Origin of the sequence: Mycobacterium parmense, from assembly GCF_010730575.1 — a bacterium.
GTDB classification, from domain to species: Bacteria; Actinomycetota; Actinomycetes; order Mycobacteriales; family Mycobacteriaceae; genus Mycobacterium; species Mycobacterium parmense.
On sequence record NZ_AP022614.1, the window covers coordinates 2,803,752 to 2,817,891 of the forward strand.

Genomic DNA, 14,140 nt, shown 5'->3' on the forward strand with positions numbered 1-14,140 from the left:
TTGGCCGAACGTGATGGGGAGCCGCATCGTGGAATCCTTCGTCCAGCTGCGTAAGGGCAAGACCCCGCGTCGCCTGCACGCCGACCTCGACGGGCTCAAGGACGACGAGCTGGGCCGGGGCGGTTTCACCGGCCGGACCGCCAACCTCTACCGCCGCCACGACCCCACCGCCTACCGGGCCGACGGGCCGCTGCGGCCCGTCGACGTGCTGGCGGGCGAGCTGAAACCGGCCGACGCCGCCGACTCCCGCGGCGAACCGCTGCCGCTGTTCGACAACGACGACTGCCGGATCATGCTGAGCCGCCGCCGAGATCCGATGCCGTTCTGGGTCCGCCACATCGACGGGGACCTGCTGTGCTTCGTGCATCGGGGCAGCGGCCTGGCCGAGACCGAGTTCGGGCCGCTGCGTTACCGCGAGGGCGACTGGGTGTACATCCCGAAAGCGTGCACCTGGCGTCAGCTTCCCGACAGCGAGACCACGATGCTGATGATCGAGACCACCGACGAGCTGCGGGTCCCCGCGCCGGGCGCCCTGGGCCGGCACTTCCCGTTCGACCCCGCGCAGGCCACCATCCCCGAGCCGGCCCCGGCCGACGACGACGGACGCGACGGCTACGAGGTTCGGCTTGTCCATAGAGGCGGGCCGACAACGCTTGTCTACGAACACAATCCGATCGACGTCGAGGGCTGGCGAGGCGACAATTTCGCGTTCACGTTCAACATCGCCGACTACAACGTCGTCACCTCCGACAGCGTCCACCTGCCGCCGACCGTGCACCTGTTCATGCAGGCGACCGGCGTCTACGTGATGAACTTCCTGCCCCGGCCCGCCGAGGGCGTGCCCGGCACCGAGCGCACGCCCTGGTATCACCGCAACGTCGACTACGACGAGATCGCCTTCTTCCACGGCGGCTCGCTGTACGGCATCCCGATGCCGCCCGGGCTCATTTCGCATGCGCCGCAGGGGGTTCACCACGGTGCGCCCGAGAAGGCGCGGGAACGGGCGCGTCGCAAGTTCGACGAATTCACCCGCGTCGACTGGCAGGTGATCGCCGTCGACACCCGGCGGCGGCTGACCCCGTCGGCCGAGGTGCTGGCCCACGACCTGGGACAACACTGACGATGCCGACTGCCGTGAAACACGAATACCAACGCATCCCCTACCTCGTCGCATTCTCGAACCACACGAACGTGCGCGACGTGTACGGCGGCCTGGCCGAGATCACGGTGCTGGAGAGCTATCTGCTCAAGCCGAAGGACAAGCCGTCGGACACCGTGCTGGTGTTCATGCACCCGATCGGCGGCGGCGCCTACCTGCCGATGATCAATGCGCTGGCCCGCGCGGGCCACCACGTCATCTACTGCAACAGCCGATTTCGGGGCACGGACTCCGCGCTGCTGATGGAGAAGGTGGTCGAGGACCTCGGCGAGTGCATCAAGGACGCCAAGAAACGGCTGGGCTACACCCGGGTGGTGCTGGCCGGGTGGAGTGGCGGGGGCTCACTCTCGGTGCTCTACCAGCAGCAGGCCCAGCACGCGACCATCACCTCCAGCCCGTCCGGCGACGGCCCGGACCTGACCGCCCTCGAACTGCCCGCCGCCGACGGCATCATGCTGCTGGCCGCGCACATCAGTCGGCACGGCACGCTGACGGAATGGATCGACGCGTCCATCCTCGACGAGTCCGATCCGACCAAACGCGACCCCGAGCTGGATCTGTACAACCCCGACAACCCCAACCAGCCGCCCTACAGCCAACAGTTCCTCGCCCGGTACCGGCAGGCCCAGATCGACCGGAACCGCCGCATCACCGCGTGGGTGAAGGACAAGCTCGCACAGCTGCGGGCCACGGGCCGCGCCGACGAGGAGTTCGGATTCGTGGTGCACGGCACCATGGCCGACCCGCGCTGGCTGGACCCGACCGTCGATCCCAACGAACGCACGCCGGGGACGTGCTATCTGGGGGATCCTCGGCTGGTGAACATGAGCCCGGTCGGGCTGGCCCGCTTCTCGACGTTGCGCGGCTGGCTGTCTCAGTGGAGCTACGACGACGCCCGCGGCGACGGGGTGCTCTGCGGGCCGGACATCGACGTGCCGGCGCTGGTGATCGGTAATCTTGCCGACGACGCCTGCACGCCGAGCCACACCCGGCGGCTCTTCCACGCGATCGGGCACCAGGACAAGGAGATGCACGAAATCCCCGGAGCCACACACTATTACGCGGGACCCGAACAGCGCGACAAGCTGCGCGCCGCCGTCGGCATCATCACCGACTGGCTCGTGCGCCACGACTTCGCGAGGCCGTGATGGCCGTGACGGGGCCACTGGACGGCATCCGGGTGCTCGAGCTGGGCACCCTGATCGCCGGCCCCTTCGCCGGCCGGCTGCTGGGCGACATGGGCGCCGACGTCATCAAGGTGGAGCCCCCCGGCGCCCCGGATCCGCTGCGCACCTGGGGGCAGGCCGAGGTCGACGGGCACCACGTCTTCTGGACGGTGCACGCGCGCAACAAACGCGCAGTCACGCTGGACCTGCGTCGCCCGCGCGGGCGAGAGCTGTTCTGTCAGCTCGTCGAGGTGTCCGACATCGTGGTGGAGAACTTCCGGCCCGGCACCCTGGAGAAATGGGACCTGGGCTACGACGCGCTCAGCGAACGCAACCCGCGGATCATCCTGGTCCGGGTATCGGGCTACGGGCAGAGCGGTCCCGACTCGCACAAGGCGGGCTACGCCTCGGTGGCCGAGGCGGCCAGCGGGCTGCGACACCTCAACGGTTTCCCCGGCGGGCCGCCGCCCAGGCTGGCGCTGTCGCTGGGCGACAGCCTGGCCGGCATGTTCGGTGCGCAGGGCGCGCTGGCCGCCCTGTACCGCCGCACCGTCACCGGGCGCGGCCAGGTGGTCGACGTCGCCCTGACCGAATCCTGTTTGGCCATCCAGGAATCCACCATCCCCGACTACGACGTCGGCGGCGTGGTGCGCGGACCGTCGGGCACCCGGCTCGAGGGCATCGCGCCGTCGAACATCTACCGCACCGCCGACGGCTCCTGGGTGGTGATCGCCGCCAACCAGGACACCGTGTTCACCCGGCTGTGCACGGCGATGGGCCGCCCGGAGCTGGCCGCCGACGACCGGTTCGCCACCCACGTCGCCCGCGGCCGCAACCAGGACGAGCTCGACAAGATCATCGGCGACTGGGCGGCCCGGCGCCAACCCGGCGAGATCACCGAAACACTGGGCGCCGCGGGCGTCATCACCGGCCCGATCAACACCGTCGCCGAGGTGGTCGCCGACCCGCAACTGCGGGCGCGCGGCATGTTGGTCGAGCACTACGACGAGCAGCTCCGGCGCAACGTGCTGGGCCCCGGTGTGGTGCCGGTGCTGTCGGAATCGCCCGGGGGGGTCCGCAACGCGGGCCCGGCGTGCCCCGGGCAACACAACGACGACGTCTACAGGGGGCTGCTCGGCAAGACCGCCGACGAGCTCGATGAGCTGCGGGGCCTGGGGGTCCTGTGAACCCGTCCGCCGACTTTCCCAAGCGGGTGGACATCCGCGAGGTGGCGCTGCGCGACGGCCTGCAGATCGAGGCGCCGATCCCGTTGGCGGCCAAGCTCGAGCTGCTGGCCGCGGTGGCCGCCACCGGCGTGCGCGAGGTGGAGGCCACGGCGTTCGTCTCGCCGTCGAAGGTCCCGTCCATGGCCGATGCCGCCGAGGTCGCCGCGAACCTGCACGCCTACCCCGACATCGAGTTCTCCGCGCTGGTGGCCGGCCCGGGCGGCGCCAGGCGTGCCGTCGCCGCCGGGCTGGGCTCGATCGAGTACGTGGTGGCGGCCGACGACACCTTCAGCAGGGCCAACGTCGGGCGCACCAGCGCCGAGGCCACCGAGGCGATCGCCGAGATCGTGGCCATCGCGCGCGACGCCGGCGTCACCGTGGAGGTCATCGTCGCCACCGCCTGGGATTCCCCGTTCGAGGGCCCGACGCCGCCGCAACGAGTGCTCGACGTCGCCGCCGTGGCCCGTGACCGGGGCGTGGACCGCTTCTGCGTCGCAGACACCATCGGCACGGCGACCCCGCGCAGGGTGAGTTCGCTGATCGCTTCGCTGCGCCCGGTGCTCGGGGACATGCCGCTGGGTGCGCATTTTCACAACACCCGGGGCGCGGGGCTGGCCTGCGCCTATGCGGCGGTCGAGTGCGGGGTCACCCGGCTGGACGCCTCGGCCGGCGGGCTGGGCGGCTGCCCGTTCGCCCCGGGTGCCACCGGCAACATCGCGACCGAGGATCTGGTCTACCTGCTGCGCGACTGCGGCGTCGACGTCGGCGTCGACCTGAACGCCGCCATCGCGGCCGCCGGGGTCGCGCGATCGGTCGTCGGCCACGACCTGCCGAGCGCGTTGTTGCGCGCGGGCGACCGGATCCGGAACTGATGCCGGCCGGGGCGCTGACCGCCAAAGGCCGCCAGACCAGGCAGGCCATCGAGCAGGCTGCGCGTAAGCTGTTCGCCGAGCGAGGTTTTCACGGCACGACGCTGGCCGACATCACCTCGGCGGCCGGAAAGTCACCCGCGGTGTTCTATCGGTACTTCGCCGACAAGGAAGACCTGCTGGCCGCGCTGGCCGAGTCTTTCCTGCACGGCGTGGTGGAGCCGTCCGGGCTGAGCCTCGCACTGCCCGAGTCGCCGGACGACGACGCCTTCTTCACCTCGGTGGTCACCGGCTACTGGAACATGTTCAAGCAGAACATCGGCATCATGATCGCGGTGGCGCAGCTGGCCGCGACGCAGCAGCGCTTCGCGGCCGTGCAGAACGAGTTTCGCCGCTTCGGCATGGACATCGTGTCCGCCTCGGTCCGCCGCGCGCAGCAGCAGGGTCACGGCACGGAGCTCGACCCGCAACACACGGCGGCGGCCATCGCGCTGTTGTTCGAGAACTTCACCACGGTGTTCGCAGGGCCTTCGGGCCCGCAGGGCCTGGGCCTGGGCCTGAAGATCAGCGACCGGGACGCCGTCGCGACCCTGTCGGCGGTCTGGAAGAAGACACTCTACGGTAGCTGAGGAGAGGATCAACGTGGATTTCACTCTGCCAGAACATCTTCCGGGTGTACTCGCCGAGATGGACGAATTCATCGAAGCCGAGATCAGGCCGCTGGAACGCGAGCACAGCCAGTATTTCGACAAGCGTCGCGAATACGCCCGCACCGACTGGGACAACGACGGCATCCCGACGCGCGAGTGGGAGGACCTGCTCGCAGAGATGCGCAGGCGCGCCGACAAGGCGGGCTGGCTGCGCTACGGGCTGCCCGCATCGCTGGGCGGGCGCGACGGCAGCAACGTCGACATGGCCGTCATCCGGGAACACTTGGCACACAAGGGGCTTGGCCTGCACAATGACCTGCAGAACGAGTCGTCGATCGTCGGGAACTTTCCGCAGGTGATCATGATGGAGCGGTTCGGCACCGACGAGCAACGCCGGGTCTGGTCGGAGGCGCTGATCACCGGGGAACGTTCCATGGCGTTCGGCCTGACCGAGCCGGCGCACGGCTCCGACGCGACGTGGCTGGAGACGACGGCCAAACAAGACGGGGACGGCTGGGTGATCAACGGCTCCAAGCGATTCAACACCGGGGTCCACCGCGCGACCCACGACCTCGTCTTCGCCCGCACCTCCGGCGAGGCGGGGCAGGCCCGCGGCATCACCGCGTTCCTGGTGCCGACGGACACGCCCGGTTTCACGATCCCCTACTACTGGTGGACCTTCAACATGCCCACCGACCACGGCGAGGTCGCGCTCACCGACGTTCGGGTGCCCACCGACGCGGTGCTCGGCGAGGTGGACCGCGGACTGGAGGTGGCGCAGACGTTCCTGCACGAGAACAGGATCCGGCAAGCGGCCAGCAGCCTGGGCGCCGCCCAATACTGCATCGACCGCGCCGCCGCCTACGCCGGGGAGCGCACCGTGTTCGGCAAGCCGCTGGCGATGAACCAGGCCGTGCAATGGCCGCTGGCAGAGCTGCAGACCGAGGCCCAGATGGTGCGGCTGCTCGTGGCCTATGCGGCCTGGCACCTGGACCGAGATCACCACATGGAGGTCTCGGACAAGGTGTCGATGGCCAACTACCGCGCCAACCGCCTGGTCTGCGACGCCGCCGACCGCGCCATGCAGATCTTCGGCGGCCTCGGCTACAGCCGCCACGAACCGTTCGAGCACATCTACCGCCACCACCGCCGTTACCGGATCACCGAGGGCGCCGAGGAGATCCAGATCCGCCGGGTGGCCCAGCGGCTGTTCGCGTTCGGCAAGAAGTGACCACCTCCGTCGAGGAGCTGACCACCCGCCTCGCCGCCGCGCTGGCGCCGGTGCTGGACGCCGACGTGCGCATCGAGAACCTGCGCGCGCTGACCGGCGGCGCGAGCCGCACCACGTGGGCCTTCGACGCGGTCACCCGACAACGGCGAAGCGCGCTGATCCTGCGGATCGGCCCACCCGACGACGTGCACGCCGGCATGGAACTCGAGGGCCGCGCGCAGGTGGCCGCCGCGGCCGCCGGGGCGCCGGTGCCCCGACTGCTCGTCGCGACCGATTCGCCCGCCGCGCTGGGCAATCCGTTCCTGATCTGCGCGGAGGTCAAGGGCGAGACCATCGTCCGGCGCATCGCGCGTCAGCTCGACGCCGCCGGCGGGCACGCGGCCCGGACCAGCCTGCTGCGGCAGTGCGCCCAGGCGCTGGCCGCCATCCACCGCGCCGACGCCGGCATCGCGGGCCTGACCCACGCGGACCAGCTCGGCGAATGGCGTGAGCGCCTCGACGCCATGAACGACACCACCGCCACGTTCGAATGGGCCTTTCGCTGGCTCGAGGCCAACCGGGCCCGGCAATCCCCGCCGTCGGCCCCGGTGCTGGTGCACGGCGACTACCGGATGGGCAACCTGATCGTCGACGGATCCGCCCTGGCCGCCGTACTGGACTGGGAGCTGGTCCATCTCGGTGAGGCGTACGAGGACCTGGCCTGGTTCTGCATCCGCGCCTGGCGGTTCGGCGCCCCGGCCAGCCTGGGGGCCGGCGGCCTCGGCAGCGTCGAGAACTTCCTGCGGGCCTACGAGGAGGCTCGCCCGACGACGCTGGACCGGGCGGCGTTTCACTGGTGGCTGGTGCTGGCGACGCTGCGCTGGGGTGTCATCTGCCGCTACCAGGCGGAGCGGCACCTGAGCGGCCAGTCCCGCTCGGTGGAGTTGGCGACCATCGGCCGCCGCGTCTGCGAGACCGAGTGGGACCTGCTCGACCTGCTGGAAGGGGCCCACCCGTGATCAGCGCCTACGGCCGCCCGCTGGCGGCCGAACTGGTGGCCGCGGTGGCCGAGTTCCTGGAAACCGACGTCCGCGCGGCCACCGAGGGACAGGTCAACTTCCACGCCCGGGTGGCCGCCAACGCGTTGCGCATCGTGGAGCGCGAACTGCTCGACGAGAGCGAGGAGGAGTCGCGCGCCGCGCTGGCCGGCCTCGGCGTGGCCGACGAGGAGCAACTCGCCGCGGCGATCCGGGCCGGCGACATGGACGGACGCGCCGCCGAGGTCACCGCGTGCCTGCGCGCCCTGGTGCGACGCCGGCTCGCGGTCGCCCACCCCGGATACGACACGCCGGATTACCGGACGGAATAGGAGCCGCACCATGCCCGCCACCGGACAAGCGGGGCAACAGGTTTCGCTGCGTGTTTGCATCGTGATCGGCGTGACCCCGGGCGGGCTGATCGATCGGATCGACGAGTACTTCGATCCCGCCGACATCGCGCCGTTGATCGACTAGTTTGGGCAGCGATGACGACTCTGGAAACTCTGCTGAACGATCCCGACCTGGCGGGCGTGTGGAACCTCGACCGGGACCGCTCGGCCGTCACCTTCAAGATCAGCAACATGTGGGGGCTGCTGAGGGTCAAGGGCCGCTTCACCGATTTCAGCGGCGACGGTCAATTGACCGGCGCCGGAGCGGTCTTCGGCCGCCTCGACATCCGTGCGGCGTCGCTGGACACCGGCATCGGCCGCCGCGACAAACACCTGCGGTCCGAGGACTTCTTCGACGTGGAGAAGTATCCCGAGATCAGCGTCGTCGTCACCGCGGTCGAACCCACCAAGGGCAGGGCCGCCCACCTGCGGGCCAACTTCACGATCAAAGGCGTCAGCGCGCCGGTGCCGCTGCCCGTCACGATCACCGAGCTCGACGACGGCTCGATCCGGTTCTCCGGTGCGACCGAGATCGTTCGGTCCCGGTTCGACATGGGCTGGAACAAGCTCGGGATGATGGGCGCGGCGGCGACGGCGGCGGCCGAAGCCGTCTTCGTGCGGGCACCCCAGTAAATCCGCCGCGGCACCAGTACCATCTGCACCGTGCCCGACTCCAGCCCCGATTCCACCGTCGTCCTGCGGATCCTGGTCTACAGCGACAACGCGAAGACCCGCCAAGAAGTGATAAGGGCGCTGGGCAAGCACCTGCACCCCGAGCTGCCTGAGCTGAGTTACGTCGAGGTGGCAACCGGCCCGATGGTCGTGCGCACGATGGACGAGGGCGGCATCGACCTGGCCATCCTGGACGGCGAGGCCACCCCCACCGGCGGCATGGGCATCGCCAAGCAGCTCAAGGACGAACTGGCGACCTGCCCCCCGATTCTGGTGCTCACCGGCCGTCCCGACGACGCCTGGCTGGCCAACTGGTCGCGGGCCGAAGCCGCGGTCTCGCACCCCATCGATCCCATCGTGCTGGGCCGCACGGTCCTCGGGCTGCTGCGCACGCCCACCCGCTAGCCGAGCCCCACCCGCAAAACGGCCTTCACCTGCGGAGATCCCGCCCGCCCGAACGCCCCCCGGCGGCGGCGCCGCACCGGGCGCGCCCGCATCGGCGCAGCACGCGGTTGCGGCGACACAAAAACCTGGCGAATACCCCACCCCGGCAAAGCGCACCCGCCGCCACGACGCTATGTTGTAGGTCACTGTGGTCCCACACAGCCTGAGTGGATCACAGCAGCCCGGCCACCCGCCCGGCCGCCCGCTCGGTTCGAGAAGGCGGCCCGTTACGACGGATCTTGGAGCGAGTTGAACGCCTACATACCCATCCTGGTGCTGGGAGCGATCGCGGCGGCCTTCGCCGTGGGCTCGGTGGTGATCGCCAGCCTCGCCGGACCCACTCGGTACAACCGCTCGAAGATGGCGGCCTACGAGTGCGGGATCGAGCCCACCGACTCCCCGGTCAGCGGCCCGCATGCGGCGAGCGGCCAGCGTTTCCCGGTGAAGTATTACCTGACCGCAATGTTGTTTATCGTCTTCGACATCGAAATCGTGTTCTTGTATCCCTGGGCGGTCAGCTACGACTCGCTGGGCACGTTCGCGTTGGTCGAGATGGTGGTGTTCATGCTCACGGTTTTCGTGGCCTACGCCTACGTGTGGCGTCGCGGCGGCCTGACGTGGGATTGAGGTAGGACGTGGGTCTCGAGGAACAGCTCCCCGGCGGGATTCTGCTGTCAACGGTCGAGAAGGTCGCGGGCTACGTGCGCAAGAACTCGCTGTGGCCGGCCACTTTCGGGTTGGCGTGCTGCGCCATCGAGATGATGGCAACCGCCGGACCGAGATTCGACATCGCCCGGTTCGGCATGGAGCGGTTCTCCGCGACGCCGCGGCAGGCCGACCTGATGATCGTCGCCGGGCGGGTCAGCCAGAAGATGGCGCCGGTGCTGCGGCAGATCTATGACCAGATGGCCGAGCCGAAATGGGTGCTGGCCATGGGTGTCTGCGCATCGTCGGGCGGCATGTTCAACAACTACGCCGTGGTGCAGGGAGTCGACCACGTGGTGCCGGTCGACATCTACCTGCCCGGCTGCCCGCCGCGGCCGGAGATGCTGCTGCACGCGATCCTCAAGCTGCACGAGAAGATTCAACAGATGCCGCTCGGCGTCAACCGGGAGACCGCCATCGCCGAAGCCGAGCAGGCGGCGCTGGCGGCCACGCCCACGATCGAGATGCGCGGGCTGCTGAGATGAGCTCGCCGGAGCAGGATCCGCAGGAGGCTTCGGCCCAGCCCGGCGACGAGGTGATCGAGGTGCGCCGCGGCATGTTCGGCGCCAAGGGTTCCGGCGACACGTCGGGCTACGGACGCCTGGTGCGCGAGGTCGCGCTTCCGGGCAGCAGCCCCCGCCCCTACGGCCGCTACTTCGACGACGTCGTCGACGGGCTGGCCCTGTCACTGGAAAACGGCGGTGTCGAATTCACCGACGCGATTGAAAAAGTCGTGGTCTACCGCGACGAGCTGACCCTGCACGTGCGACGCGAGAAGCTTCCGCAGGTGGCCAAGCTCATCCGCGACGAGCCCGGTCTGCGTTTCGAGATGTGCCTGGGCGTCAGCGGAGTGCACTACCCGCACGAGACGGGACGCGAACTGCACGCCGTCTATCCGCTGCAGTCGATCACGCACAACCGGCGCGTCCGTCTGGAAGTGGCTGCGCCGGACGAGGATCCGCACATCCCGTCGCTGTTCGAGATCTACCCGACCACCGACTGGCACGAGCGCGAGACCTATGACTTCTTCGGCATCATCTTCGACGGCCACCCGTCGCTGACCCGCATCGAGATGCCCGACGACTGGCAGGGGCACCCGCAGCGCAAGGACTATCCCCTCGGCGGAATCCCGGTGGAGTACAAGGGTGCACAGATACCCCCGCCCGACGAGCGGAGAGCCTACAACTGATGAGCACAGTCACGGACCCGACGCACGATGGTGGCGCCGCGCAGAAGGTGTTGGTCGCCGGCGGCCAGGACTGGGACCGCATCGTCGAGGCGGCGCGCGAGGCCGACCCCGGCGAGCGCATCGTCGTCAACATGGGCCCCCAGCATCCGTCCACGCACGGCGTGCTGCGGCTGATCATCGAGATCGAGGGCGAGACGGTCACCGAGGCCCGCTGCGGAATCGGCTACCTGCACACGGGGATCGAGAAGAACCTCGAGTACCGGTACTGGACCCAGGGCGTCACGTTCGTCACCCGGATGGATTACCTGTCACCGTTTTTCAACGAGACCGCCTACTGCCTGGGCGTGGAGAAGCTGCTCGGCATCACCGAGGAGATACCCGAGCGCGTCAACGTCATCCGGGTTCTGATGATGGAGCTCAACCGGATCTCCTCGCACCTGGTGGCGTTGGCCACCGGGGGCATGGAGCTCGGCGCGATGACGCCGATGTTCGTCGGCTTCCGCGGCCGCGAGATCGTACTGACCCTCTTCGAGAAGATCAGCGGCCTGCGGATGAACAGCGCCTACATCCGGCCCGGCGGGGTGGCGCAGGACCTGCCGCCGGGCGCGGAGATCGAGATCGCCGACGCCCTCAAGCCGCTGCGTCAGGTGTTGCGCGAGATGGGCGACCTGCTCAACGAGAACGCCATCTGGAAGGCGCGCACCCAGGATGTCGGCTACCTGGACCTGACGGGATGCATGGCGCTGGGCATCACCGGCCCGATCCTGCGTTCCACCGGCCTGCCGCACGACCTGCGCAAGAGCGAGCCCTACTGCGGCTACGAGGACTACGAATTCGACGTCGTCACCGCCGACACGTGTGATGCGTACGGGCGGTACATGATTCGGGTCAACGAGATGTGGGAGTCGGTCAAGATCATCGAGCAGTGTCTGGACAAGCTGAAGCCGGGCCCGACGATGATCTCCGACCGAAAGATCGCCTGGCCGGCCGACCTGAAGGTGGGCCCGGACGGCATGGGCAACTCCCAGGAGCACATCGCCAAGATCATGGGCGGTTCGATGGAGGCCTTGATTCACCACTTCAAGCTGGTCACCGAGGGCATCCGCGTCCCGGCGGGTCAGGTCTACACCGCGGTGGAGTCGCCGCGTGGGGAGCTCGGCGTGCACATGGTCAGCGACGGCGGCACCCGGCCCTATCGGGTGCATTACCGGGACCCCTCCTTCACCAATCTGCAGTCGGTGGCGGCGATGTCCGAAGGCGGGATGGTCGCCGACCTGATCACCGCGGTCGCCAGCATCGACCCCGTCATGGGCGGGGTGGACCGATGACGGGCCCGCAGGGCCAGCCGGTCTTCCTGCGGCTCGGCCCGCCCCCGGAGGAACCCAACGCGTTCGTCACCGAGGGTGCGCCGCAGTCGTATTCGCCCGAGGTGCGGGCCCGCCTGGAGGTCGACGCCAAGGAGATCGTCGGCCGCTATCCGAACAAGCGCTCGGCGCTGCTGCCGTTGCTGCACCTGGTGCAGTCACAGGACTCCTATCTGACGCCCGCGGGCCTGGAGTTCTGCGGCGAGCAGCTGGGGTTGACCGGGGCCGAGGTGTCGGCGGTGGCCAGCTTCTACACGATGTACCGCCGCGGACCGACCGGCGACTACCTGGTCGGCGTCTGCACCAACACGCTGTGCGCCGTGATGGGCGGCGACGCGATCTTCGACGCCCTCAAGGAGCACCTCGGCATCGGCAACGACGAGACCACACCGGACGGCTCGGTCACGCTGCAGCACATCGAGTGCAACGCCGCCTGCGACTTCGCGCCGGTGGTGATGGTGAATTGGGAGTTCTTCGACAACCAGACGTGCGAGTCGGCCCGCGCGCTGGTGGACTCGCTGCGCTCCGGCGAGCCCCGGCCGCCCACCCGGGGCGCCCCGCTGTGCTCATTCCGCGAGACGTCCCGCATCCTGGCGGGCCTGCCCGACGAACGTCCCGACCAGGGGCAGGGCGGCGCCGGCGCGGCCACCCTGGCGGGTCTGCAGGTGGCGCGCGAAAAAGGCATGCAGGCACCTGCGAGTCCCGACGCCGCGGAAGGCCAGTCATGACGACGCCGTTGACCCCGGTCATCAGCCGGTTCTGGGACGACCCCGAGTCCTGGACCTTGCAGACCTACGAACGCAACGACGGCTACCAGGCGATGAAGAAGGCCCTGGCCATGGCGCCCGACGACGTGATCACCACGGTCAAGGACTCCGGCCTGCGCGGGCGGGGCGGCGCGGGCTTCTCGACCGGGACGAAGTGGTCGTTCATACCGCAGGGCGACACCGGCGCGGCGGCCAAGCCGCACTACCTGGTGGTCAACGCCGACGAGTCCGAACCCGGTACGTGCAAAGACATTCCGCTGATGCTGGCGACCCCGCACGTGCTCGTCGAGGGCGTCATCATCGCCGCGTACGCGATCCGGGCCAGTCACGCGTTCATCTACGTGCGCGGTGAGGTGCTGCCGGTGTTGCGCCGCCTGCAGAACGCGGTGGCCGAGGCCTACGCCGCCGGTTACCTGGGCCGCGACATCAACGGCTCGGGCTTCGACCTCGAGCTCGTGGTGCACGCCGGCGCCGGCGCCTACATCTGCGGCGAGGAGACCGCGCTGCTGGACTCGCTGGAGGGCCGGCGCGGCCAGCCGCGGCTGCGGCCGCCGTTCCCCGCGGTGGCCGGGCTCTACGGATGCCCCACGGTGATCAACAACGTCGAGACGATCGCCAGCGTGCCGTCGATCATCCTCAACGGGGTGGACTGGTTCCGGTCGATGGGGACCGAGAAATCGCCCGGCTTCACGCTGTATTCGCTGTCCGGCCACGTCACCCGCCCTGGCCAGTACGAGGCCCCGCTGGGCATCACGCTGCGCGAGCTGCTCGACTACGCCGGCGGGGTAAGGGCCGGCCACCGGCTCAAGTTCTGGACGCCGGGCGGGTCCTCGACGCCGATACTCACCGACGAACACCTGGACGTGCCGCTGGACTACGAGGGCGTGGGCGGGGCCGGCTCGATGCTGGGCACCAAGGCGCTGGAGATCTTCGACGAGACCACCTGCGTGGTGCGCGCGGTGCGGCGGTGGACGTACTTCTACAAGCACGAGTCGTGCGGAAAGTGCACGCCCTGCCGCGAAGGCACCTTCTGGCTGGACCAGATCTACACGCGGCTGGAAACCGGCGCCGGCACCTCCGAGGACATCGACAAGCTGTCCGACATCTCCGACACCATCCTGGGAAAGTCGTTCTGCGCGTTGGGCGACGGCGCGGCCAGCCCGGTGATGTCGTCGATCAAGTACTTCCGCGACGAGTACATCGCCCACGTCGAAGGAGGCGGATGCCCGTTCGACCCGCGCGACTCCATGCTGACCGCGAACGGCGCCAACGGAAAGGCCTGACAGCCCA

The 14,140-nt window shown here is 69.2% G+C and carries 16 protein-coding genes and 1 pseudogene; all 17 read left to right on the top strand.

Going from position 1 to position 14,140, the window contains the following annotated elements; all coding sequences use genetic code 11:
• Positions 1 to 28 precede the first annotated feature (28 nt).
• The 17 genes and pseudogenes from G6N48_RS12765 (at position 29) to nuoF (ending at position 14,133) form a co-directional block, all read left to right on the top strand.
• Positions 29 to 1,120, top strand: a complete 1,092-nt coding sequence (locus G6N48_RS12765; protein WP_085268056.1) for a homogentisate 1,2-dioxygenase — start codon at positions 29 to 31, stop codon at positions 1,118 to 1,120.
• A gap of 14 nt (positions 1,121 to 1,134) precedes the next feature.
• The gene (locus tag G6N48_RS12770) at positions 1,135 to 2,307 is read left to right on the top strand and encodes an alpha/beta hydrolase (protein WP_372511312.1); all 1,173 of its coding nucleotides are present in this window, start codon (positions 1,135 to 1,137) and stop codon (positions 2,305 to 2,307) included.
• On the top strand, positions 2,307 to 3,512 hold the full coding sequence (locus tag G6N48_RS12775) for a CaiB/BaiF CoA transferase family protein (RefSeq protein WP_085267822.1): 1,206 nt from the start codon (positions 2,307 to 2,309) through the stop codon (positions 3,510 to 3,512). Before G6N48_RS12770 ends, G6N48_RS12775 begins: the two co-directional genes overlap by 1 nt.
• A complete protein-coding gene (locus G6N48_RS12780) occupies positions 3,509 to 4,423 on the top strand; it encodes a hydroxymethylglutaryl-CoA lyase (protein ID WP_372511273.1) in 915 nt (304 codons plus the stop codon). The genes G6N48_RS12775 and G6N48_RS12780 overlap by 4 nt, the downstream gene beginning before the upstream one ends.
• Positions 4,423 to 5,049: a TetR/AcrR family transcriptional regulator gene (locus tag G6N48_RS12785; protein WP_085267821.1), complete on the top strand. Its 627-nt coding sequence runs from the start codon at positions 4,423 to 4,425 to the stop codon at positions 5,047 to 5,049. Before G6N48_RS12780 ends, G6N48_RS12785 begins: the two co-directional genes overlap by 1 nt.
• Before the next feature lie 13 nt (positions 5,050 to 5,062).
• On the top strand, positions 5,063 to 6,301 hold the full coding sequence (locus G6N48_RS12790; protein WP_085267820.1) for an acyl-CoA dehydrogenase family protein: 1,239 nt from the start codon (positions 5,063 to 5,065) through the stop codon (positions 6,299 to 6,301).
• Complete coding sequence (locus G6N48_RS12795; RefSeq protein ID WP_139825638.1) at positions 6,298 to 7,299, top strand: phosphotransferase family protein; 1,002 nt, start codon at positions 6,298 to 6,300, stop codon at positions 7,297 to 7,299. Before G6N48_RS12790 ends, G6N48_RS12795 begins: the two co-directional genes overlap by 4 nt.
• Positions 7,296 to 7,649, top strand: a complete 354-nt coding sequence (locus tag G6N48_RS28250; RefSeq protein ID WP_139825637.1) for a DUF6285 domain-containing protein — start codon at positions 7,296 to 7,298, stop codon at positions 7,647 to 7,649. The genes G6N48_RS12795 and G6N48_RS28250 overlap by 4 nt, the downstream gene beginning before the upstream one ends.
• Positions 7,650 to 7,662: 13 nt before the next feature.
• Positions 7,663 to 7,794, top strand: a pseudogene (locus G6N48_RS12800) (nuclear transport factor 2 family protein); the annotation flags it as partial.
• An 11-nt stretch (positions 7,795 to 7,805) separates the two neighbouring features.
• A complete protein-coding gene (locus tag G6N48_RS12805) occupies positions 7,806 to 8,342 on the top strand; it encodes a YceI family protein (protein WP_085267819.1) in 537 nt (178 codons plus the stop codon).
• Between the two features lie 30 nt (positions 8,343 to 8,372).
• Entirely contained in the window at positions 8,373 to 8,786 is a 414-nt protein-coding gene (locus G6N48_RS12810; protein ID WP_085267818.1) for an Rv3143 family two-component system response regulator, read from the top strand.
• 288 nt (positions 8,787 to 9,074) lie between these two features.
• On the top strand, positions 9,075 to 9,452 hold the full coding sequence (locus G6N48_RS12815; protein WP_085267817.1) for an NADH-quinone oxidoreductase subunit A: 378 nt from the start codon (positions 9,075 to 9,077) through the stop codon (positions 9,450 to 9,452).
• Positions 9,453 to 9,460: 8 nt separating this feature from the next.
• Positions 9,461 to 10,015: a NuoB/complex I 20 kDa subunit family protein gene (locus tag G6N48_RS12820; RefSeq protein WP_085267816.1), complete on the top strand. Its 555-nt coding sequence runs from the start codon at positions 9,461 to 9,463 to the stop codon at positions 10,013 to 10,015.
• Complete coding sequence (locus G6N48_RS12825) at positions 10,012 to 10,719, top strand: NADH-quinone oxidoreductase subunit C (protein WP_085267815.1); 708 nt, start codon at positions 10,012 to 10,014, stop codon at positions 10,717 to 10,719. Before G6N48_RS12820 ends, G6N48_RS12825 begins: the two co-directional genes overlap by 4 nt.
• Complete coding sequence (nuoD, locus tag G6N48_RS12830; protein WP_085267814.1) at positions 10,719 to 12,047, top strand: NADH dehydrogenase (quinone) subunit D; 1,329 nt, start codon at positions 10,719 to 10,721, stop codon at positions 12,045 to 12,047. Before G6N48_RS12825 ends, nuoD begins: the two co-directional genes overlap by 1 nt.
• The gene (nuoE, locus tag G6N48_RS12835) at positions 12,044 to 12,811 is read left to right on the top strand and encodes an NADH-quinone oxidoreductase subunit NuoE (RefSeq protein ID WP_085267813.1); all 768 of its coding nucleotides are present in this window, start codon (positions 12,044 to 12,046) and stop codon (positions 12,809 to 12,811) included. The genes nuoD and nuoE overlap by 4 nt, the downstream gene beginning before the upstream one ends.
• Positions 12,808 to 14,133, top strand: a complete 1,326-nt coding sequence (gene nuoF / locus G6N48_RS12840; RefSeq protein ID WP_085267812.1) for an NADH-quinone oxidoreductase subunit NuoF — start codon at positions 12,808 to 12,810, stop codon at positions 14,131 to 14,133. The genes nuoE and nuoF overlap by 4 nt, the downstream gene beginning before the upstream one ends.
• Positions 14,134 to 14,140: the final 7 nt, after the last annotated feature.